Origin of the sequence: Hydrogenophaga sp. (assembly GCF_028698005.1) — a bacterium.
Taxonomy (GTDB): domain Bacteria; phylum Pseudomonadota; class Gammaproteobacteria; order Burkholderiales; family Burkholderiaceae_C; genus Hydrogenophaga.
This window is the reverse complement of record NZ_JAQVEJ010000039.1, coordinates 1-20,799: the sequence shown is the minus strand read 5'-3', so window position 1 is coordinate 20,799 and position 20,799 is coordinate 1. Positions and strand designations below refer to the sequence as shown.

Here is a 20,799-nt window from a genome sequence, read left to right as displayed (position 1 = left end):
TACTGGCGCACCGACGCCGGGGGCGACTCGGTGGCGGTGCTCGACATCCCGGGCCTCAACGGCCGCCCGCGCCAGTTCGACGTCGATGCCAGCCTGCTGGTGGAGGTGCCCACCACGGCCGGGCAGGCCTGGCTTGAGCTGACCGTCGAATTCGACGGCCGCCGCCAGTGGAGCCGTCGCATCGATGCGAACAACCCCGGTCAGACCGATGGTCTGGACTACCACCAGCGCCTGCGCCTGGAAGCCGAACAGGGCATTCGCATCCGGGCCGTGGCCAGGACCCGGGGCGTCCGCATCCGGCAGCTGCTGGTGGAAGCCAGGGAGGAGCTGCCATAGGCCGGCCCCGCCGCCATGCCTCGACAACGGAGATCGTGCCAAGGAGTTGCCCATGCCCATCCTGCTCAAACGCGCCTACGAAGCGCCGGCCGCGTCGGACGGGCAACGCGTGCTGGTTGACCGGCTCTGGCCACGTGGTCTGACCAAGGCCCGGGCCGGTATCGACCTGTGGCTCAAGGAGGTGGCACCGAGCACGGCCCTGCGCCGCTGGTACGGGCACGACCCGGCCCGATGGGAAGCATTCCGGCAGCGCTACCGCTCCGAACTGGAGGCCCATCCCGCGCTGGATGCACTGCGTGCGCAGGCCCGCCAGGGCACGATCACCCTGGTGTATGCCGCCAGGGACGCGCAGCACACCCATGCCCTGGTGCTGAGGGAGCTGCTCGAGCAGGGTGATTGAGGCCGCGCCTGCCAGGGGCCGTACCGAGCTGAGCGGCCGGCCATGGCCGGCGCAGGAGGCCTTCGACGCACGAAACACAGGGCGATAAGTGTACTTTGGTATACACTATCGACCGGGTGCCGATGCGCACCCTGGTATCACGTCAGGGAGGACATATGAAAAAACGCCAGTTCTGTGGCTGGCTGGTGACGGCCGCCCCAGCCATGGTGGTCGCTGGCACCACCGCGTTCAGCCTGCCGGCTTCGGCGGCACCGGGTGGCCTGCGTTTGCACTTTCTGGGTGTCGACTACGAGCACCGATGGTCCAAAAACGGCCAAAACGAGTTCACACCGCGGGAGCAGACCGATCTGACCTCGTGGCGCGACATGCTGACGATCAATGTGCATGAAGCCGTTGCCAGCGAAGCGCAGCTCAAGCTGCTGGCCCATGCCGTGCTGGGCAACTACCAGCAGGCCGGCAAGGTGCTGTACACGGGGACCCGACCGGCCAGCGCCGGTCAACCGACCGAATACCAGATCGTGGCGCTGCTCGGCAATGCCGAGTTGCTCGAAGCGGTCTTCGCCCGTTTTCTGCTGTCCGATGGCGTCGGCACCGTGGTTGTCTATTCCCATCGCGTCTATGGCTCGGCGTCCGGGCCGGCGATGAATGAGTGGTTGCAGGCCCATGGCACGCAGGTCGAAACCGCGCTCATGACCTGGGACCGCCTGCCGGCGGTGGCCGCGCTGAGCGCGCTGCCGCAAAGCCACTGAGCTTGCCGCGACGTCAGCGCGGTGCGTGTGCCTGCGGCCGTGTCCGGTAGAACCTGACCGGGCTGGCCGGCGCGGCGCCCAGCACGCTGCGCTTGATCTTGCCGACCACATGCATCTCGCAGGGCTTGCAGTCGAAGCGCAGGGTGAGTTTTTCCTTGCCGTTGATCAGTTGCAGCGGCTCGGCCCGCACCGTGCCCTGCACGCCGGTCACGCCCTTGGCCTGCTTCGGGCAGAGGCTGAGCGAGAAGCGCACGCAGTGCTTGGTGATCATCAGGCTGACTTCGCCTTCTTCCTCGTGGCTCTCGTAGGCGGCCGCGATCACCTTCACGCCGTGCCTGGCATAGAAGTCGCGTGCCTTGTGGTTGAACACGTTGGCCAGGTAGCTGAGCGTGTCTTCCGGGTATGGCACCGGCGGTGTCACCGGCGTGGCGCGCGGCAGACGCGTCCAGGTGGCCGCACGGGCCGCCTCCAGGTCGGCCATGGCCTCGCGGCGCAGGGCGTTGAGTTGCGAGGCCGGCACGAACCGTGGCCCGTTCAGTTGCAGCGTGACGTCCAGCGGCTGGAAGATCGTTTCGCCCAGACGGGACAGGTTCTCGCGCAGCCTGGTTGCGGCCTGGCCGGGGTCCTTGGCGTCCTGCAGCGACCCGGGCAGGGTGGCACGGCCGCTGTGGCCGTCTTCGTCGGTCACGGTCAGCGTCAGGCCATCGGCGGTTTCCGACAGCCTGAGCCAGGCGCCAATGCGGCGCTCGGCGGACTTTTTCTCCAGGCCGCGCACCCAGTCCATGTCGCGGTTGCGGTTGATCTGCGTGTGCTTGCGCAGGTCCTTGAAGCTGGCGACAGGGTCTTTGGGGTACACCCGCCAGCGACCCTGCTTCGCGTCGATCGCCTCGGCGCGGTTGATCTGCAGGCCGACCAGTTCCTTCTGCAGGTCGAGGTAGCACAGGCCGTCGCCGTTGTGCAGCACGGTGCCGTGCTCGTCCAGTTGCAGATCCAGGTGCTGGGTGCCGACCGCGGTGACGTAGCCGATCGGCCGGCCCGGGTTCTTGGGCGTGTCGAAGGCGCCGATGTCCTGCTGGCGGCCATTGACGAAGTAGTCGGTGAACTCGCGGTTGAAGTTCTGGTCGGGGTCGGGCTGGAAGTGGAAGGTGCACTCGCCGCTGCTGGCGCGGGCCAGCTCCGGTCGCTCCTGCAGGATCTCGTCGAGCAGCACCCGGTAGTGCGCGGTGATGTTCTTGACGTAGGCCATGTCCTTGTAGCGGCCTTCGATCTTGAAGCTGCGCACGCCGGCGTCGATGATCTGGCGCAGGTTGTTGCTCTGGTTGTTGTCCTTCATCGACAGCACATGCTTGTCGTGTGCCACGATGCGGCCCTGGCTGTCCTTGACCTCGTAGGGCAGGCGGCAGGCCTGCGAGCAATCGCCCCGGTTGGCGCTGCGACCGGTGTGGGCATGACTGATGTAGCACTGGCCACTGTAGGCCACGCACAGCGCGCCGTGCACGAAGAACTCCAGAATGGCGCGGCCGGGTGCGTCCTTCGGGCCGAGCGCGGCGTCGATGGCGGCGATCTGCTGCAGCGTCAGCTCACGGGCCAGCACGATCTGCGACAGGCCCGCATCCTGCAGGAAGCGCGCCTTCTCCGGCGTGCGGATATCGGTCTGGGTGCTGGCGTGCAACTGGATCGGTGGCAGGTCGATCTCCAGCAGGCCCATGTCCTGGATGATCAGGGCGTCCACACCGGCATCGTAGAGCTGCCAGGCGAGTTTTCGCGCCGGCTCCAGCTCGTCGTCGCGCAGGATGGTGTTGAGGGTGACGAAGATCCGGCTGTTGTAGCGGTGCGCGTGCCGCACCAGCCGTGCGATGTCCTGCACACTGTTGTCGGCCGTGGCGCGGGCGCCAAAGCCCGGACCACCGATGTAGACGGCATCGGCCCCGTGGTTGATCGCCTCGATGCCGATATCGGCATCGCGCGCGGGGGCAAGCAGTTCGAGTTGGTGGGGCAGCATGGGGCGTGGAGCGGTTCAGCGGGCACAATGGGTCTGTTCACCGGGCGGCGGGCAGTGCGCCGCGACGCCCGGGCCAACCCTCTATTGTCCTGGAGAAGCCAGATGTCTGCATCCCTTCCGCTTTCCGAAACCGCCATCGTGCTGGTGCATGGTGCCTGGCACGGCGGCTGGTGCTGGCAGCGCGTGCTGCCGCTGTTGCAGGGTGCCGGCGTGCGGACGCACGCGGTCACCCTGACCGGCTGTGGCGAGCGGGCCCATTTGCTCGGACCCGGCATCGGCCTGGACACGCACATCCAGGATGTGGTCGGCCTGATCGAGGCCGAGGAACTGCCACGCGTGGTGCTGGTCGGTCACAGCTACGCCGGCATGGTCATCACCGGCGTGGCCGACCGGCTGCAGCGCGAGCGGCCGGGGCTGCTGGCGCGGCTGGTCTACCTGGATGCCTCCGTGCCGCTGCCCGGCGAGAGCTGGAGCAGCGCGCACGCCGAGGACATCCGCCGCGCGCGTGTCGCCGCCGCTCGGGCCGCGGGCGGCCTGTCCATGCCGGCGCCGGATGCCAGTGCCTTCGGCCTGGCCGGTGCCGACCGCGACTGGGTGAACCGGCGCCAGACACCGCAACCGTTCAAGGTTTATCAGCAGGCCTTGCCATTCGATGCCGCCGCCGTGGCGGCGCTGCCGCGCACCTTCATTGATTGCCACCAGCCCGCGCTGCCCACCATCGACGTGTCGCGCCGGCGCGTGCGAGAGCAGGCCGGCTGGCAGGTCTTCGAGATGGCCACGGGCCACGACCCGATGGTCAGCGCACCGCGTGAACTGGCCCAGCTGCTGCTGGCCATCCACCACCAGTCGAGCCGGGTCTGAGCCGGTGCTCAGGCCGGGACGATCTGGCCCAGCACCTCATCCAGCGCGGCCAGCAGCCGCCCGACATCGTCGGGCGTGGTCTGCGGGCACACCAGCATCATGTTGTGGAACGGGGTGATCATCACGCCCCGGTTGAGCAGACCCAGGTGGATCAGGTGCTCGAGGTCGCTGTCCAGCGCCCGGCCGGCTTCGCTGCCGTTGCGCGGTACCTGCGGCGTGAACTGGAACTCCACCCGTGCGCCCACCTGGGTGACCGACCAGGGCAGGCGGTGGCGTCCGATCAGCGCCCGGATGCCACTGGCGAGCTCGTCGGCCAGCGCGAACATGTGCGCATAGGCCGCCGGCGTCATCACCTCGGACAGGGCCGCGCGCATCGCGGCGGTGGCCAGCATGTTGCCCGTCAGTGTGGTGCCGATGCCGCTGTGGCCCGGTGGCGCGGCGCGTTTGGCCGCCACCGCACGTTCGGCCAGTTCGGCACTCATGCCGTAGACGGCGCAGGGCAGGCCGCCGCCCACAGGTTTGCCCAGCACGATGGCGTCGGTCTCGATACCGTGCGCACGCGCATAGCCGCCCGGGCCGGCACTGATGCAGTGCGTCTCGTCCATCACCAGCAGGCTGCCGTGGTGCCGGATCAGCGCCCGCGCGGCTTCCCAGTAGCCCGGGGCGGGCTGCACCATGCCGATGTTGGTCATGACCGGCTCGGCCAGCACGCAGGCCACCTCGCCGCTGGCCAGCGCCGCTTCCAGGGCCGGCAGGTCGTTGAATTCGACCACCACCGTGTGCGCGGTCAGGTCGTGCACCTGGCCCAGCAGGCTGGGGCGTTGCACCGGATGGCCATCGACCAGATCGACGAACACGTCGTCGATGGTGCCGTGATAGCAGCCGTTGAACACCAGCAGCTTCTTGCGTCCGGTGGCGGCCCGGATCCAGCGCACCACGTAGCGGTTCGCATCGGTGGCGCTCAGGGCGAATTGCCAGCAGGGCAGTCCGAAGCGCTCGGCCAGCAGCCGCCCGACCTCGGCCGCGTCGGCCGTGGCCAGCATGGTGGTCAGCCCACGCTCGGCCTGGCGCTGCAGCGCGGCCACCACCGGCGCGGGCGAATGGCCGAACATGGCGCCCGTGTCGCCCAGGCAGAAATCGACCAGTTCCTGGCCGTCCACGGTGGTGACCCGTGCCCCCCGGGCCGACTCGACATGCAGGGCGAAGGGAGTGCCCCAGTCGCACATCCAGTGCAGCGGCACGCCGAACAGCAGATGCCGCCCGGCAGCGTCGGCACACTGGGCCGAGCGGGGATTGCGCGCGATGTAGGCCTGTCGCTCGCGCACCAGAAAGGCCTGGGCGCGGCGCCCGTCAACGCCGTGGCGGGCAGCACGGACGCCAGGGGAAGGTGCGATGCGGTTGCCGTTCACCCGCAAGGAAGGTGCTTATTGGACCTTGGCCTTTTCGCGCAGGCTGTGCTGGTACTCGGCCATTTTCTGCTGCAGCATTTGCTGGGCGATCTGGTCCTTGACCTCATCGTAGGCAGGCAACTGGGCTTCGCGCACATCGTCCACGCGGATGATGTGCCAGCCGAACTGGCTCTTGACCGGCGCATCGGCCATCTGACCCTTGTCGAGCTTGACCATGGCTTCGGAGAACTCTGCCACGTAGCTGGAGGCACTGGCCCAATCGAGGTCGCCGCCGTTGGCACCGGAGCCCGGATCCTTGGATTTCTGCTTGGCCTGGTCCTCGAACTTGGCGCCGCCCTTGATGGCCGCGAGAATGGCATTGGCTTCGGCTTCGGTGTCCACCAGGATGTGGCGCGCACGGTATTCCTTGCCGGCGTTGGCGGCGGCGAACTTGTCGTACTCGGCCTTGGTGTCGGCGTCCGTGACCGGGTTCTTCTCCTGCCAGTCGGCAAACAGGCTGCGGATCATGATGGTCTGGCGGGCCAGTTCCATCTGGGTCTTGAAGTTGGCCGTGTTGGCGATGCCACGCCGCTGGGCCTCCTGCATGAACACTTCACGCAGGATGACCTCTTCCTTGAGCTGCTCGCGCATGGCTTCATCGACCGGGCGGCCGCTCGATGCGGCAATCTGCTGGGCCAGTGCCTCGAGCCGGGCGGTGGGGACGGCTTTGCCATTGACGATGGCAACGTTCTGGGCGGCCGCCCAGGACGCGGTACCCATCAGCAGGGCGGCAGTGATGGCGGACAGGGTGTGCTTCATGAAAGTCCTTGAAATCTCTTTGGAGCGGAATCAGGGCGCAGGGTTCACTATTTCGATGGCCAGCGCATGCAGGCCGGCGTCGATGAAAGGGCGCAGCGCATCATACACAAGGCGGTGCTGGACAACCCGGCTGCGGCCGGCGAAGGCCGGACCGCCGATGCGCACCCGAAAATGTGTGCCGTAGCCCAGCCCGTTGGCGCCGGCATGACCGGCGTGCGCGGCGCTTTCATCCAGCACCTGCAGGACCGTGGGAGCGAATGCGGCGTTCAGCGCCGCGGTGAGCGCCTCGGCGCTGGGAATGGCTGGAAGGTGTGGGTCCATGGTCATCAGGGGCGGCCCGTGTCGTCGGTATCGGTCTTGAGGTGGCGGGCGATGTACACCCCCTGGCCGATGATGAATACCACCGGAAAGACATAACCCCAGAGCTTGAAATTGACCCAGGCCTCGGTGGAGTAGAACGCCGCCACGTAGCCGTTGATGGCGGCCATGAACAGAAAATAGCCGATCCACACGACGGTCAACCGGTGCCATACCCCCTTGGGCAGCGACAACTGGCTGCCCAGCAGGGCCTGCAGGAAATTCTTCTTCCAGATCCACAGTGCCGCTCCCAGCACGATGGCCATGCTGGCGTAGAGCACGGTAGGCTTCCACTTGATGAAGCGCTCGTCCTGCAGCACCAGGGTCAGCACGCCGAACACGATGACCAGCACCAGGGTGACCTTGTGCAGGGTCTGCAGTTTGCGGTCGATGGCGTAGATCAGGCCCGTCTGCACGAAGGTTGCCGCCATGAGGACGGCGGTGGCCACATAGATGTCGTGCAGCTTGTAGGCGGCCACGAAAAGGCCGATCGGAAAAAAGTCGATGAGGAATCGCATGGCCGGATTATCCCGGCTTGCGCGATCCGGCGGCGCAACCCTGCTGGCGGCCTTTTGGCTGCGCGCCGCAGGAGCGGCCGTGAGCCGGCGGTGGGCAAACAGGTTCTTACAGATGCCTCGGCCGGGCAAGGCACAATGGGCGGCTTGGATGAGCTGTCCGTTGTCATCTTTTTTTTCAGGAGATCTACATGCCCTTGACCGCACTGCGTTCCCCTCTGCGTTGGCTGGCCACCGCCGCCGTGGTGGCCTCCCTGGCCGCCTGTGGTGGTGACAACGACGACCCGCTGGACACCGACCCGTCGAGCGACCCGGTGGCCAGGTACGTGGGCAGCTGGGAGACCAAGTGCTATACCGACAGCGGTGCTTCCGCCTGGGCCCGGGCCGATTTGCGCAAGGTCAGTGCCGATACGCTGGCCGGCGACGTGATCGCCTATGCCTACGTGGGCTCGTCGTGCTCGGGGCCGGCCGTGCGCGATCGCAAGGTGCTGTCCAACCTGGTGGCCACCAAGGTGGGTACGCAGACGGTGGCCGGTATGACGGCCGACCAGTTCACCGGCAGTTCGGATCAGGGCAAGAGCAAGTTCCTGATGTTCACCAACGGCAGCGTCCTGCTCATCGGTGACCCGAAGTCCCCCGAGGACGCCAACGGCTTCCCGACCCAGTTCCTGGAAGAAAGCCTGTCGCGCATGAAATGATGCGGGCGAAGACGGCGCCGGCTTCCGGCGCCGTGCCCACGCTCGCGCCTGCCCGTCACATCGAGGCGTCGAGCATCTGGCGGTAGTCGTCCTCGGTGGCCAGGCGAGGGTTGGTCAGGTGGCAATGATCGGCCATGGCGCCGGCGATGATCCTGTCGTACCAGCCGCGCTCCACGCCCATCGCCGCCAGGCCCGGGGGCAGGCCCAGGCGGGCATTCACGCCGCGGATGGCATCGCCCAGACGCGCGGCCACGGTCGCTGCGTCGCCGCTGTCGTCCAGCCCCATGGCATGCGCCATGCGCTGCAGGCGCTGCTCGTTTTGCACACTCTCGGCGCCGGCGTTGAAGGCGATGACGGCAGGCAGGAACACGGCGTTGAGCGTACCGTGGTGCAGGCGCGGGTTGACGCCGCCCAGGCTGTGGCTGAGGCTGTGTACACAACCCAGGCCCTTCTGGAACGCCATCGCCCCCTGCATCGAGGCGCTCATCATGTTCAGCCGCGCCTCGCGGTCCTGGCCGTCGCGCGTGGCGCGCTCGATGTGCATCCAGCCGCGGCGCAGGCCGTCGAGCGCGATACCGTCGGCCGGCGGATTGAAGGCCGGGGCCATGAAGGTTTCCATGCAGTGGGCAATGGCGTCCATGCCGGTGGCGGCGGTGAGCAGCGGCGGCAGGCCCAGCGTCAGGTCCGGGTCGAGCAGTGCCGTGCGCGGCACCAGGTGCCAGCTGTGGAAGCCCAGCTTGCGGCCGTCATCGACAATCACGATGGCGCCGCGCGCCACCTCGCTGCCGGTGCCGGCCGTGGTCGGGATGGCGATCAGCGGTGGCACGGCGGCCGTGATCCTGGGTGAACCGCCTTCGATGGTGGCATAGGTCTTGAGCGGGCCGTCGTGCGAGACGGCGATCGCCACCCCTTTGGCGCAGTCGATGGCACTGCCGCCACCCAGCGCCACCAGGCCGTCGCAGCGTTGCTCGCGGAAGATGGCGGCCGCGGCGCGCACGGCGGCTTCGGTGGGGTTGGACGGTGTCTGGTCGAAGACGGCATAGGGCAGTCCGGCCAGGGCGGCGATGGCCCTGTCCAGCAGGCCGGCGGCGCGCACACCGGCATCGGTGACCAGCAGCGGGCGGCGAATGCCATGCTTCTCGCACTCGGGCGTGAGCTGGCCCAGGGCACCGGGCTCAATGAGGATGTTGGTCACATACAGGATCTGGGCCATGCGCGCTCTTGGGTATCGTTGTTGATCAAAAATAGCACCACTATACGAAGCGGATGCTGGCTGGTCCATCCGGACAGACCAGCATGCCGTCATCAACCGGACAACCCCGATCACTTTGGTTCATGACACGACACAAGCACGATCCCCGCAGCGCACTGACGGCCGCGATGCGGGGCCTGCTGACGCGCATCGAGCGCGCCGGCCACCCACCGCCGCACGCGCTGGCGCCTGCCCGGGCCCGTGAGGCCTACGAGAAGTCCGCCGGCGTCCTGGACGTTGCCCCGGCCAGTCTGGCCCGGGTGGAAGACCTGCAGATTCCGGCGCGCGACGGGCATTTGCTGCCAGCGCGCCTGTTTGCACCCAGCCTGCCGTCCCAGGGGGACTTGCCGGTGCTGTTGTATTTCCATGGCGGTGGCTTCACCATTGGCAGCGTGGCCACACATGAACGGCTGACACGGCGCCTGGCCGAGCTCTCGGGGGGCGCCGTGCTGTCGGTGGACTACCGGCTCGCGCCTGAATGGAAGTTCCCCACGGCGGTCGAGGATGCCTGGGACAGCCTGGCCTGGCTGCGCGGGCAGGGGCCGGCCCTGGGACTGGACACGGCCCGTCTGGCGGTGGGAGGCGACAGCGCGGGTGGCACCCTGGCCATCACCACCGCGCTGGCCGCACGCGATGCCGGCTGGCCGCTGGCCTTGCAGTTGCTGTTCTACCCCGGCTGCATTGGCCATCAGGACAGTGAATCGCACCGCCGCTATGCCCAGGGCTTCTTGCTGGAGTCGGCCGATATCAGCTACTTCTTCGGGCACTACCTGCGCGGCCCGCAGGACCGCGACGACTGGCGCTTTGCGCCACTGGGTGGGCGGGATGAGCGCGGCCACACGCGTGATCTGGATGGCGTGGCGCCGGCCTGGCTCGGGCTGGCCGAATGCGACCCGCTGGTGGACGAGGGCGTGGCCTTTGCCGACCATCTGCGCATGGCCGGCGTGGCGGTTGATCTGGAGATCTATGCCGGCGTGGTGCATGGATTCATCCAGTTCGGACGCGCCATCGAGCAGGCGCGGCAAGCTCATGCCGATGCCGCCCGGGTGCTACGCCAGGCCTGGGGGCTTTGAAACCGGCGCCTAGTCTGGCAGCCAGGCGCCCTGGGTGCGGCCGTGCCCGGTGCGCCGGTCGTACGCGCGCTCGGTCGCCTGGGCGCGCCGCAGGTGTTCGTGGCCCAGCGCATTGGCGCGCGCCTCCAGCGCCCGGCAGTCGCGCATCGGCGGCAGGCTGGCGATGCCCTGGTCGATCTCGCGGGCGGCTTGGCGCGCCAGCTCGAAGTGCCCCCGTTCGTGTGCCTGCAGCGGGCCCAGATAGCGCTCGAATTTCGCACGCTGCGCCGCCGTCGCGTGCCTGAGCCGAGGCAAGGTGATTTCGCCAGCGGCGCGCGTTTGCACCCGTGTGATGTGGCACAGACCATCGGCCGTGGTGTGCCACCAGAAGCGCCAGCGTACCTCCCAGCGGGTGTAGCCGTGGTAGACGGTGCTCCCGACCCGGATCGGGCTGGCCTGGCTCAAGGCCCGGCCCAGCGAGGGGTGGGCGCGTGCATCGGCCTCGTACCAGCGGGTGCGCAGCGTCTCGTTGACCTCGGCCCGCAATGGCAGCGCCCACAGCAGCGCCAGGCCGAGGGCGGGCAGCAGCACATGCCGCAGATGGCGGAGGGGATGGCGCATGTGCCCATCGTAGCGCCACCTTGGCGACCGTATGGGACCGGGCGGGGCGCTATGCTGCGGGCCATTGCTTCACCCATGCATTTCGACAGGAGACCCCATGGCGGCTGGCCAGCAGCGTTCCGATTTCCGTTTGTTTCACCGGCTGCGCGTGCGCTGGGCCGAGGTGGACATGCAGAAGATCGTCTTCAATGCCCACTACCTGATGTATTTCGACACCGCCATCACCGATTACTGGCGTGCCCTGGCCCTGCCTTACGAGGCGGCCATGCACCGCCTGGGGGGCGACCTGTATGTGGTCAAGGCGACGGTCGAGTACCACGCCTCGGCCCGGGTGGATGACCGTCTGGATGTGGCCATCCGGTGCAGCCGCATCGGCAACTCGTCGCTGACATTTACCGGTGCGATCTTCCGTGACGAGCAGCAACTGATCAGCAGCGAGATCATCTATGTGTTCGCCGATCCGGCCACGCAGACCTCGCGTCCGGTGCCGGCGGCCCTGCGGGATGCTCTGCTGGGTTATGAGGGTGGTGAAACGATGCTGCGGGCGCAGGTGGGTACCTGGGCCGATCTGGGCGAGGAGGCCCGTGCCATCCGTCAGGCCGTGTTCGTGCAGGAGCAGGGTATCCCCGCCGAACTGGCGTGCGATGTGGCCGATGCCGGGGCGGTGCATGTGCTCGTGCGCAACCGCCTGGGCATGCCCGTGGGTACCGGCCGCCTGTTGCCGGCCGACATCCCGGGCGATGCGCGGGTGGGCCGCGTGGCGGTGGACCATGCGGTGCGCGGTGCCCGGGTGGGGCTGGCCGTGATGCAGGCGCTCGAAGAGGCGGCCCGGAGCCGGGGCGATCGCCGCATCGTGCTGCACGCCCAGCGTTCGGCCGTTCCCTTTTACGACCGGCTGGGCTACCAGCGCGTGGGCGAGCCGTTCGATGAAGCCGGCATTCCCCATCAGGAGATGGTGAAGCTGGTTTAGGGCCTGTTCATCTAGGCCCAGGCGATTCGCACGTTCACCGGCGGCTGCGTGCCCCAGCCGTGCCGCTGTGGTCCCGACGGGCCGGGGTGGGTCCACTCATTCAGGTCCAGGTACCAGGCCGCTTGCGGCCCGCGCCGCACGTGCGCGACGAGGCTGCTGCGCGTGCCATAGCCGCGCTCGGCCATATCGATAAAGGGGCTGGAGAGGGCGTGCTCCATCTCGCGCGGCACGCCGGTGGCGGGTTGTTGATGGGGCGGGGCATGGTGGGTGTCGGCCAGGGCACTGGCCAGCAATGCCCGGGCGTCGTCATGGTGGGGCTCGCCCAGCGCATGGCGCACGGCGGCCTTGAGACGCTCGGTTTTGGGCCAGGGTGTGTCCAGCGCGGCGTTGGACAGCCCATAGATGCCGGGCCCCAGCGGCTGGCGGTGCAGCCCCGTGCTGGCGGCTTCGGTGTGCGGCGATTGGGGTGAACGGTTGCTGAGCCAGGCCCAGTGCCCGGCGCGAAAGTCACCCACCACCAGGTTGAAGCCACCATAGGCCGCCGGATCGATGGTGCTGGCCAGCTCATCCAGGTCGCACTGCCCGGCCAGCCAGCGCATGGGCAGCTCACCCCGGCTGCGCGCGCCGGCCGCCGCCCGGGCGCTGCGCACATTGGTCAGCATGGCGATGCGGCCGTTGTCGGCGAAGCCCAGCCAGGTACCACCGTCGCGCAGGTCGCGGCCGGCCCAGATGCTGGACGTGCCGCCCGGAACGGTCCATTGGTGCAGCGGTGCCGTGGGTCGCTCGAAAAACTCGTCGCGGTTGCCGGCGATCAGCAGCGGGCAGTCGGGGTGCGCGCCGATGGCAAAGGCGATCAGACACATGGCGGCTGCCGGGCCTCAGATGTCGTCGAGCAAGGGGTAGGGCAGGGGCAACAGGCGCAGCGTGGGGCCTTCGGCCTGCCCCAGGTGCAGGGCCTGGCCGTCGGCGCTGCTCACCTGCATCGACACCAGCGCATGCCAGCCGCCATTCGGGGCCGGACTGCAGGCCACGATGGTGCCGGTGGGCTGGTCGGCGTCGCTGGGGTGGTAGACCTCCTGCCCGACGCTCATCGGCGCATCCGCTGCAGCCAGGTAGGTGCGCCGCTTGAGCGTGCCGCGGAACTGGCTGCGCGCGACCACCTCCTGACCGGGGTAGCAGCCCTTCTTGAAGTTCACGCCACCGACGGATTCGTAGTTGAGCATCTGGGGAACGAAGGCATCGACCAGGGGGGCCGAGACCATGGCCACGCCGGAGAGGACCTCCAGCCAGGCCCAGGTGGCGGGCTCCAGGGGCGGGCCGGCCGGTGCCTCGTGGCCGGCCGGCGCCACCCAGAGACTGCGGGTCAGCCCGGCGGCCGGGTACAGGCCGACCCGGCTCACACCGGCCGGGGCATCCAGCATCTGCCAGGGCTCGCCCGCCGGCAGGGCGCTGGTGCCCACCAGGCCCCAGAGCTCGAACCCGGCGCTGGCGTCGTCCAGCTTGACCTTGGCGCGCAGCACGAACATCGACAGGCGCTTGAGGGTGGCCGCCAGCACGTCGTGGTGGCAGATCAGCAGCACCTCGTCCGCTGCCCGCTTGATGCCGATCATGCTGGCCAGCATGCGCCCCTTGGGCGAGCAGTAGGCGGCCAGCCGGGCACCGGGCACGCCCAGCAGGGCGAAATCCTGGCTCAACTGGCCGTGCAGGAATGCCGCGGCGTCGTCGCCACGGGCCCGGATCACACCCAGGTGGGCCAGGCGCAGCACACCATCGGGCGCCGGCGAGGGCAGGGTGACGGACGGGGTGGCGGTCATGGTATCCATGGAAAACGCGTGTCGGTGGTCGAATCCCGGTCGATTATCATGCGAAGCCCGCGGCCGGGCAGCGTCGGCCCGCGGTCCCCCTCATCGCCACTCCGCTTTTCCGGCATCACGCCCCGTGCCGTCCGCCATGCGTTTTCTTCTCAAGCTGATCCTCATGCTGGCGTTGCTGGCCGGTATGGCGGCGGGCACGGCGTGGTGGTGGCTGGGACAGCCCATCGGGTTCAGGACCGGTGTGGCCGCGGAGCCCCTGCCGGAGTTCACCATCGAGCCCGGCCATTCGGCCCGAACGGCGGCCCAACGCATCCATGCCGCGGGTGCGGATGTGCCGGTGCCGCTGTTGTATGCCTGGTTCCGCTTCTCGGGTCGGGCGCACCTGATCCAGGCGGGTACCTACACCCTGTCGCCCGGCCTGACGCCGCGGACGCTGCTGGAGCGGATGGTGCGGGGTGAGCAGGCCCTGCGCAGCATCACCCTGGTGGAAGGCTGGACGTTCCGGGACGCGGTGGCTGCGCTGCAGGCCTCGCCCCATCTGGTGCAGGACTTGCGGGGCATGACACCCGAGCAGATCATGGCGCACCTGGGTTTGCCCGGGGAGCACCCCGAGGGGCGATTCTTTCCCGACACCTATCGCGTGGCCCGCAACACGCCGGCGTCGGCCGTGTTGCGCCAGGCCGCCCAGGCCATGGAGCGGCAACTGGCCCAGGCCTGGGCCCAGCGCCATCCGGACAACCCGCTCAAGTCGCCCCGGGAGGCGTTGATCCTGGCCAGCATCATCGAAAAGGAAACCGGCTCGGGCGCCGACCGGGCGATGATCGCCGGGGTGTTTGCCAACCGCTTGCGCATCGGCATGCGGCTGCAGACCGACCCAACCATCATCTATGGCCTGGGCGCGAGCTTCGATGGCAACCTGCGCCGCATCGACCTGCAGACCGACGGACCCTACAACACCTATACCCGTGCCGGCCTGCCGCCGACGCCCATCGCCTTGCCCGGCCGGGCCTCGCTCATGGCGGCGGTGCAGCCGGCCTCCACCCGGGCGCTGTACTTCGTGGCACGCGGTGACGGCAGCAGCCATTTCAGTGAAACGCTGAGCGAGCACAATGACGCCGTGCGCCGCTATATCCTCAAACGCTGACCTCCGTCTTCTTCTTTCCTGACACATGCCCCTACCGACGCAAGGCCTGTTCATCACCTTCGAAGGCATCGATGGCGCCGGCAAGTCCACCCACATCGGCGCCTTGGCCGACGCCTTGCGCGCCACGGGTCGCAGCGTGGTGCTGACGCGCGAACCGGGCGGCACTCCGCTGGCCGAGCAGTTGCGCGCGCTGGTGCTCAGGGAAGCGATGGACCCGCTGAGCGAGGCCCTGCTGATGTTCGCCGCCCGGCGCGATCACCTGCTGCAGGTCATCGAGCCGGCGCTGGCCCGCGGTGATGTCGTGCTGTGCGACCGCTTCACCGACGCCACCTTTGCCTACCAGGGCTACGGCCGCGGCTTTGACCTGCAGGTGCTGTCGGCGCTGGAGCGCTGGGTGCAGCAGACACCCGCCGTAGGCGAGGGTCTGCGCCAACCCGATCTGACGCTCTGGTTCGACCTGCCGCCAGCGGTGGCGGCGCAGCGGCTGGCGCAGGCGCGCACACCCGACCGCTTCGAGGCCCAGCCACTGGAGTTCTTCACCCGGGTCGCCCAGGGCTATGGTCAGCGCCAGGCCGCCGACCCCGGGCGTTTTGCCCGTATCCGTGCCGATCAGGCCCCCGACGCCGTCTGGGCCGAGGTCAGGGCGGCCTGCGTGGGGCGCGGCTGGCTGGCCGACAGGGCCGTGACATGAGCGCCGCGCCGGCCCCCGCCCCGTTGGCACCCTGGCTGCAGCGGCAACTGACGCAGCTGTTGCCCATGCGCGGCCACGCCCTGCTGCTGGCTGGGCCCTCCGGCCTGGGGCAATATGAACTGGCGCTGGCGCTGGCCCGCGCCTGGCTGTGCGAGCAGCCCACGCCGCAGGGTGCCTGCGGCTCCTGCGCCAGTTGCCACGCCATCGACGTGCATACCCATGCCGATTTGTGCGTGCTGATGCCCGAAACCGTGTCGCTGGAGATGGGGTGGCCGCTGGACGAAGGCGCGCAAAAGGACATCGATGACAAGAAGCGCAAACCCAGCAAGTTCATTCGCGTCGAGGCCGCGCGCCAGGTGGTTTCCTTTGCCCAGATGACGCCCGCGCGCGGGCGGGGCAAGGTGGTGCTGGTGTTTCCGGCCGAGCGCATGAACATCGAGTCGGCCAACACCTTGCTCAAGACCCTGGAGGAGCCCGCGGGCGATGTGCGTTTCGTGCTCGCCACCGAGGCGGTGCACCAGTTGCTGCCCACCATCCGCAGCCGTTGCGTGACGCAGGTGCTGCCCTGGCCCGAAACGCAGGAGGCCGTCGGCTGGCTGCGGCAGGCCGCGCTGGCCAGGGGCGTGAAGAGGGCCGACGACGAGGCGGAAGCCGCGACCTGGCTGCGCGCGGCCGGCGGCCGCCCCAGCGATGCCCTGGCCCTGGCCATGCAGGGGGTCGGCGCCGAGCAGTGGGACCGGCTCCCCGCCGACATCGCCCGCGGCGACTGGGGCGCGATGGCCGACTGGCCGCCGGCGCGCCAACTGGACGTGTTGCAAAAGCTCTGTCACGATCTGCTGGCCGTTGGCGCCGGCGGCCGCGCCCGCTATTTCGATGCCGCCCGCCTGCCCGGTCCGGCGCATCCCTGGCGCCTGTCGGCCTGGGCCAGGGAATTGCGGGAGGCCGCGCGCACCGTGGAGCATCCGTTTCAGGCCGGCCTGTTGCAGCAGGCATGGGCATCCCGCGCCCAGCGAGCACTTTCCCGCTACACTCGGCGCTCATGAGCACCGCACCGTCGTCGCCATCCACGCCGAGACCCAGTGTCATACAACTCTCGATCAAGGAGAAGGCGGCCTTGTACGCGGCCTACATCCCCCTGTTCGCCGACGGTGGCATCTTCATCCCCTCCACCCGCGAATACCGCCTGGGCGATGACGTCTATGTGCTGCTCAGCCTGCCCGACGACCCGCAGCGCTATCCCGTGGCCGGCAAGGTGGCCTGGGTGACACCGGCCAAGGCGGCCGGCGGCCGCACGCAAGGCGTGGGCATCCGCTTTCCCTCCGACGAGAAATCGCGCCAGCTCAAGGCCAAGATCGAGGATATCCTGGGCGCGCACCTGGCCTCGGACCGGCCCACCCAGACCATCTGAGCCGGCCGGCAGTGGCCGCGGCCGGCACCATCCCGCATCCGGGATGCCCCACAACACCATGTTCACCGATTCCCACTGCCACCTCACTTTCCCCGAGCTGCAAGGCAACATCCCGGCGGTGCTGCAGGCGATGGCCGAGGCCCGTGTCGACCGCGCGCTGACCATCTGCTGCACCATCGAGGAGTTCGAGGCGGTGCACGGCCTGGCCATGGCTCACGAGGGCCTGTGGGCGACCGTGGGCGTGCATCCCGACAACGAGGATGTGCACGAGCCCGGTGTGGACGAACTGCTGGCCCTGGCCAGCCGCCCGCGCGTCATCGGCATTGGCGAAACCGGGCTGGACTACTACCGCCTGAACGGCCGCACGGTGGAAGACATGGCATGGCAGCGCGAGCGCTTCCGGGTTCACATCGAAGCGGCGCGGCGCGCCGACCTGCCGGTCGTCGTGCACACCCGCAGTGCCTCGGACGACACGCTGGCCATGCTGCGCCGGCATGGGGGTTTCATCGCCGGTGAGGACCCGCTTGAGGGGCTGCCCGTGCTGCGCGGCGTGCTCCACTGCTTCACCGAGACGCAGGCGGTGGCCCGGGCCGCACTGGACCTCGGTTTCTACATTTCGTTTTCCGGCATCGTGACCTTCCGCAACGCCGCCGACCTGCGGGAGGTGGTGCGGCTGGTGCCGATGGACCGTCTGCTGATCGAGACCGACAGCCCCTACCTCGCCCCGGTGCCGTACCGGGGCAAGACCAATTCGCCCGCCCTGGTGCCCCACGTGGCCGCCTGCATTGCCGAGGTCAAAGGGATCCCGGTGGAGGCGGTGGCCGAGATCACCAGCCGCAATTTCGACCAGCTTTTCCGCCCCTCACAGCGGCACTGAGACTTGATGATCAACATGAAGTTTCTTAAAAAGCATATTGTTTTTTATGCTTTTTTCTGCTGCATGACGTCGCTTTTCGCCGACGACGCCAGGATCTTGTTCCAGGCGGCGGTCCGCGACGACGAATCGGCGGTCGTCGCGCTGGCACTGCGTGGGGCCGACCTGAACAGCCGCAACGACAAGGGGGAGCACGCGCTGCTGGTGGCGATCCGGCAGGGCTCTCGCAAGGTGGCCGACTTCCTGGTCCGGCAGAACGTGGTCGATGTCAATGCCAAGAGCCTGGTCGGGGAAACGCCACTCATGCTGGCGGCGATCGGTGGCGATCTGGAGCTGGCGCGCCGGCTGATTGTCCACCGCAAGGCCGAGGTCAACCAGCCGGGGTGGACGGCACTGCATTACGCGGCCAGCAGCAAGTCCCCCGCCAGCGTCGACATGGTGCACCTGCTGCTTGAGCATCACGCCTACATCGACGCCGAGTCGCCCAACCGGACCACGCCGCTGATGATGGCGGCCCAATACGGGCTGCCCGAGGTGGTGACGCTGCTGCTGGACCAGGGCGCCGACCCCTCCCTCAGGAACGACAAGGGTCTGACCGCGATCGATTTCGCCCGCATCGCCCGCCGCGAGGCCGACGCCGAGCGGATCGCGGCCGCCATCCGGGCGCGCCAGCCGGCAGGCCGCTGGTAAGGGAAGGGCGGTCATGTCCGGCGCGTGGCAACGCTGGCATTTTTCGTCGTGAGTAGGTGTAACCCACATGTTGGCGACCCTTCGGGTGCCTGACAATCGCACGGGTCCACTTAGCAGAGAAAGAGGAGCGTTCCGTGGCTATTGCCAGTCAGAAAAACTTTTACTCCGGCCTGATGTTCATCGCCGCTGGCGGTGGCTTCTCCCTGGGGGCCCGGGAATACGAAATCGGCGAGGCGGCCCGCATGGGGCCCGGCTACTTTCCGTTCATGCTGGGCATCCTGCTGGCGATTCTCGGGCTGATCATCACGATCAACGCCTTTCGCTCAGGCACCCCCGATGGTGATCCGGTGGGCGCTTTTGCCTGGCGTCCGCTGCTGTTCATCCTGGGGGCCAACCTGGCTTTCGGGGCGCTGATGGTCGGCGTGCCGGCCCTGGGCATCCCCCAGTTCGGCCTGATCGTGGGCATCTATGGCCTGGTCATCATCGCCAGCATGGCGCGCCCGGGCTTCAGCATCAAGGAGAGCATCGTCCTGGCCACGGCGCTGGCCGTGGGTTGCTATGTCGCCTTCGTCTACCTGCTCAGCCTGCAGTTCCCGGTGTGGCCTGCCTTTTTGAACAACTGATCCCCGGGGCCTAGACATCATGGAACTGTTTGACAATCTGGCCCTGGGGTTCGGGGTCGCCTTCACTTTCCAGAACCTGCTGTACGCGCTGCTCGGCTGCCTGCTCGGCACGCTGATCGGGGTGCTGCCCGGGCTCGGTCCGGTGCCCACCATCGCCATGCTGCTGCCGATCACCTACGGCCTGCCGCCGGTGTCGGCGCTCATCATGCTGGCCGGCATCTACTACGGTGCGCAGTACGGCGGATCGACCACCGCCATCCTGGTGAACCTGCCCGGTGAGTCGTCCTCGGTGGTCACCGTCATTGACGGCTACCAGATGGCGCGCAAGGGCAGGGCGGGGCCCGCGCTGGCCGCGGCCGGCATCGGCTCGTTCATCGCCGGCTGTTTCGGCACGCTGGTCATCGCCGGTTTCGCGCCGCCGCTGACCGAGGTGGCACTGAAGTTCGGTCCGGCCGAGTACTTCTCGCTCATGGTCCTTGGCCTGATCGGTGCCGTGGTGCTGGCCTCGGGCTCGCTGCTCAAGGCGCTGGCCATGATCCTGCTGGGCCTGCTGTTCGGCATGGTCGGCACCGACGTGAACTCGGGCGTGGCGCGCTACAGCTTCGATATCCCGGAGCTGACCGATGGCATCAGCTTCATCGCCATCGCCATGGGCGTGTTCGGCTACGGCGAGATCATCTCCAACCTGTCCAAATCCGAGGAAGAGCGCGAGGTCTTCACCGCCAAGGTCACGGGCCTCATGCCCACGGCGCAGGACTTCAAGCGCATGCTGCCGGCCATCATGCGCGGTACGGCGTTGGGTTCGTCGCTGGGCATTTTGCCGGGCGGCGGCGCACTGCTGTCGTCCTTCGCGGCCTACACGATCGAGAAGAAGACCAAGCTGCGCCCCGGCGAAGTGCCGTTCGGCCAGGGCAACATCCGTGGCGTGGCGGCACCCGAGTCGGCCAACAACGCGGGCTCGCAGACCTCGTTCATCCCGCTGCTGACGCTGGGCATCCCGCCCAACGCCGTGATGGCGCTGATGGTGGGGGCCATGACCATCCACAACATCCAGCCCGGCCCGCAGGTGATGACCAGCAACCCCGAGCTGTTCTGGGGCCTGATCGCCTCGATGTGGATCGGCAACCTGATGCTGATCGTGCTGAACCTGCCCATGATCGGGCTGTGGATCAAGCTGCTGACCGTGCCCTACCGCTGGCTGTTCCCGGCCATCGTGCTGTTCTGTGCCGTCGGCGTGTACTCGACCAACAACAACACCTTCGACATCTGGATGGTGGCCATTTTCGGCTTCATCGGCTACATCTTCATCAAGCTCGGCTGCGAGCCGGCGCCCCTGCTGCTGGGCCTGATCCTGGGCCCGATGATGGAGGAGTACCTGCGCCGCGCGCTGCTGATTTCGCGCGGTGACTGGGCGGTCTTCGTCACGCGTCCGATCTCGGCGGGCCTGCTGGCGGTTGCCACCCTGTTGCTGGTCATCGTGGTGATGCCTTCCATCAAGAAAAAACGCGAAGAAGCCTTCGTCGAGGACTGAACGC

The 20,799-nt window shown here is 68.2% G+C and carries 24 protein-coding genes; 15 read left to right on the top strand and 9 right to left on the bottom strand.

Translation table 11 applies throughout. The annotated features are described in order from the left end of the window. The 3 genes from PHQ87_RS06240 to PHQ87_RS06230 form a co-directional block, all read left to right on the top strand. The coding region (locus tag PHQ87_RS06240) for a hypothetical protein (RefSeq protein WP_300232163.1) at window positions 1–336 on the top strand (336 nt) is incomplete at its 5' end. Between the two features lie 46 nt (window positions 337–382). After that, a complete protein-coding gene (locus PHQ87_RS06235; protein WP_300232161.1) occupies window positions 383–736 on the top strand; it encodes a DUF488 family protein in 354 nt (117 codons plus the stop codon). A gap of 155 nt (window positions 737–891) precedes the next feature. Then, window positions 892–1,485, top strand: a complete 594-nt coding sequence (locus PHQ87_RS06230) for a hypothetical protein (protein WP_300232158.1) — start codon at window positions 892–894, stop codon at window positions 1,483–1,485. 13 nt (window positions 1,486–1,498) lie between these two features. On the opposite strand, the gene PHQ87_RS06225 is transcribed toward PHQ87_RS06230, so the two are convergent. Further along, window positions 1,499–3,487: a U32 family peptidase gene (locus tag PHQ87_RS06225; RefSeq protein WP_300232156.1), complete on the bottom strand. Its 1,989-nt coding sequence runs from the start codon at window positions 3,485–3,487 to the stop codon at window positions 1,499–1,501. 102 nt (window positions 3,488–3,589) lie between these two features. Here PHQ87_RS06225 and PHQ87_RS06220 point away from each other — a divergent pair, with 102 nt between their 5' ends. Then, window positions 3,590–4,348 carry an alpha/beta hydrolase family protein gene (locus tag PHQ87_RS06220; RefSeq protein ID WP_300232154.1) on the top strand — a complete coding sequence of 253 codons (759 nt, stop codon included), beginning with the start codon at window positions 3,590–3,592 and terminating at the stop codon, window positions 4,346–4,348. 8 nt (window positions 4,349–4,356) lie between these two features. Here PHQ87_RS06220 and PHQ87_RS06215 read toward each other — a convergent pair whose 3' ends face one another. From PHQ87_RS06215 to PHQ87_RS06200, 4 genes are read right to left on the bottom strand one after another with little or no spacing between them, the layout of a single operon-like run. Beyond that, the gene (locus PHQ87_RS06215; protein ID WP_300232152.1) at window positions 4,357–5,757 is read right to left on the bottom strand and encodes an aspartate aminotransferase family protein; all 1,401 of its coding nucleotides are present in this window, start codon (window positions 5,755–5,757) and stop codon (window positions 4,357–4,359) included. Window positions 5,758–5,772: 15 nt separating this feature from the next. Next, complete coding sequence (locus PHQ87_RS06210; protein ID WP_300232150.1) at window positions 5,773–6,555, bottom strand: peptidylprolyl isomerase; 783 nt, start codon at window positions 6,553–6,555, stop codon at window positions 5,773–5,775. Between the two features lie 30 nt (window positions 6,556–6,585). Next, entirely contained in the window at window positions 6,586–6,876 is a 291-nt protein-coding gene (locus PHQ87_RS06205) for a BolA family protein (RefSeq protein ID WP_300232148.1), read from the bottom strand. A gap of 5 nt (window positions 6,877–6,881) precedes the next feature. Beyond that, window positions 6,882–7,430, bottom strand: coding sequence for a septation protein A (locus PHQ87_RS06200; RefSeq protein ID WP_300232145.1), 549 nt, complete (start codon window positions 7,428–7,430; stop codon window positions 6,882–6,884). Window positions 7,431–7,618: 188 nt separating this feature from the next. Between PHQ87_RS06200 and PHQ87_RS06195 the strand changes: the two genes are divergently transcribed. Beyond that, the gene (locus tag PHQ87_RS06195) at window positions 7,619–8,125 is read left to right on the top strand and encodes a hypothetical protein (protein WP_300232143.1); all 507 of its coding nucleotides are present in this window, start codon (window positions 7,619–7,621) and stop codon (window positions 8,123–8,125) included. A gap of 55 nt (window positions 8,126–8,180) precedes the next feature. Here PHQ87_RS06195 and PHQ87_RS06190 read toward each other — a convergent pair whose 3' ends face one another. Further along, window positions 8,181–9,338 carry an iron-containing alcohol dehydrogenase gene (locus PHQ87_RS06190; protein WP_300232141.1) on the bottom strand — a complete coding sequence of 386 codons (1,158 nt, stop codon included), beginning with the start codon at window positions 9,336–9,338 and terminating at the stop codon, window positions 8,181–8,183. Window positions 9,339–9,460: 122 nt separating this feature from the next. Here PHQ87_RS06190 and PHQ87_RS06185 point away from each other — a divergent pair, with 122 nt between their 5' ends. Then, window positions 9,461–10,450, top strand: a complete 990-nt coding sequence (locus tag PHQ87_RS06185) for an alpha/beta hydrolase (RefSeq protein WP_300232139.1) — start codon at window positions 9,461–9,463, stop codon at window positions 10,448–10,450. Between the two features lie 9 nt (window positions 10,451–10,459). Here the strand turns inward: PHQ87_RS06185 and PHQ87_RS06180 are convergent, their stop codons facing one another. Beyond that, complete coding sequence (locus PHQ87_RS06180) at window positions 10,460–11,050, bottom strand: DUF922 domain-containing protein (protein ID WP_300232138.1); 591 nt, start codon at window positions 11,048–11,050, stop codon at window positions 10,460–10,462. A gap of 97 nt (window positions 11,051–11,147) precedes the next feature. Here PHQ87_RS06180 and PHQ87_RS06175 point away from each other — a divergent pair, with 97 nt between their 5' ends. After that, window positions 11,148–12,020, top strand: coding sequence for a YbgC/FadM family acyl-CoA thioesterase (locus PHQ87_RS06175; protein ID WP_300232136.1), 873 nt, complete (start codon window positions 11,148–11,150; stop codon window positions 12,018–12,020). A gap of 11 nt (window positions 12,021–12,031) precedes the next feature. Here PHQ87_RS06175 and PHQ87_RS06170 read toward each other — a convergent pair whose 3' ends face one another. After that, entirely contained in the window at window positions 12,032–12,883 is an 852-nt protein-coding gene (locus PHQ87_RS06170; protein WP_300232135.1) for an NRDE family protein, read from the bottom strand. Window positions 12,884–12,898: 15 nt separating this feature from the next. Further along, window positions 12,899–13,834 (bottom strand): folate-binding protein, encoded by a 936-nt coding sequence (locus PHQ87_RS06165; RefSeq protein WP_300232134.1) that lies wholly within the window; start codon window positions 13,832–13,834, stop codon window positions 12,899–12,901. A 136-nt stretch (window positions 13,835–13,970) separates the two neighbouring features. On the opposite strand from PHQ87_RS06165, the gene mltG reads away from it, so the two are divergent. The 8 genes from mltG (at window position 13,971) to PHQ87_RS06125 (ending at window position 20,795) form a co-directional block, all read left to right on the top strand. Then, on the top strand, window positions 13,971–14,978 hold the full coding sequence (mltG, locus tag PHQ87_RS06160) for an endolytic transglycosylase MltG (protein WP_300232132.1): 1,008 nt from the start codon (window positions 13,971–13,973) through the stop codon (window positions 14,976–14,978). A 25-nt stretch (window positions 14,979–15,003) separates the two neighbouring features. Further along, window positions 15,004–15,669: a dTMP kinase gene (gene tmk / locus PHQ87_RS06155; RefSeq protein ID WP_300232130.1), complete on the top strand. Its 666-nt coding sequence runs from the start codon at window positions 15,004–15,006 to the stop codon at window positions 15,667–15,669. Continuing rightward, window positions 15,666–16,712: a DNA polymerase III subunit delta' gene (locus tag PHQ87_RS06150; protein WP_300232128.1), complete on the top strand. Its 1,047-nt coding sequence runs from the start codon at window positions 15,666–15,668 to the stop codon at window positions 16,710–16,712. Before tmk ends, PHQ87_RS06150 begins: the two co-directional genes overlap by 4 nt. Further along, window positions 16,709–17,077, top strand: coding sequence for a PilZ domain-containing protein (locus PHQ87_RS06145; RefSeq protein WP_300232126.1), 369 nt, complete (start codon window positions 16,709–16,711; stop codon window positions 17,075–17,077). Before PHQ87_RS06150 ends, PHQ87_RS06145 begins: the two co-directional genes overlap by 4 nt. 58 nt (window positions 17,078–17,135) lie before the next feature. Beyond that, window positions 17,136–17,954, top strand: coding sequence for a TatD family hydrolase (locus tag PHQ87_RS06140; RefSeq protein WP_300232124.1), 819 nt, complete (start codon window positions 17,136–17,138; stop codon window positions 17,952–17,954). A 6-nt stretch (window positions 17,955–17,960) separates the two neighbouring features. After that, window positions 17,961–18,641, top strand: coding sequence for an ankyrin repeat domain-containing protein (locus tag PHQ87_RS06135; protein WP_300232166.1), 681 nt, complete (start codon window positions 17,961–17,963; stop codon window positions 18,639–18,641). A gap of 134 nt (window positions 18,642–18,775) precedes the next feature. Then, window positions 18,776–19,264: a tripartite tricarboxylate transporter TctB family protein gene (locus PHQ87_RS06130; RefSeq protein WP_300232122.1), complete on the top strand. Its 489-nt coding sequence runs from the start codon at window positions 18,776–18,778 to the stop codon at window positions 19,262–19,264. Between the two features lie 19 nt (window positions 19,265–19,283). Beyond that, a complete protein-coding gene (locus PHQ87_RS06125) occupies window positions 19,284–20,795 on the top strand; it encodes a tripartite tricarboxylate transporter permease (protein WP_300232120.1) in 1,512 nt (503 codons plus the stop codon). Window positions 20,796–20,799 lie beyond the last annotated feature (4 nt).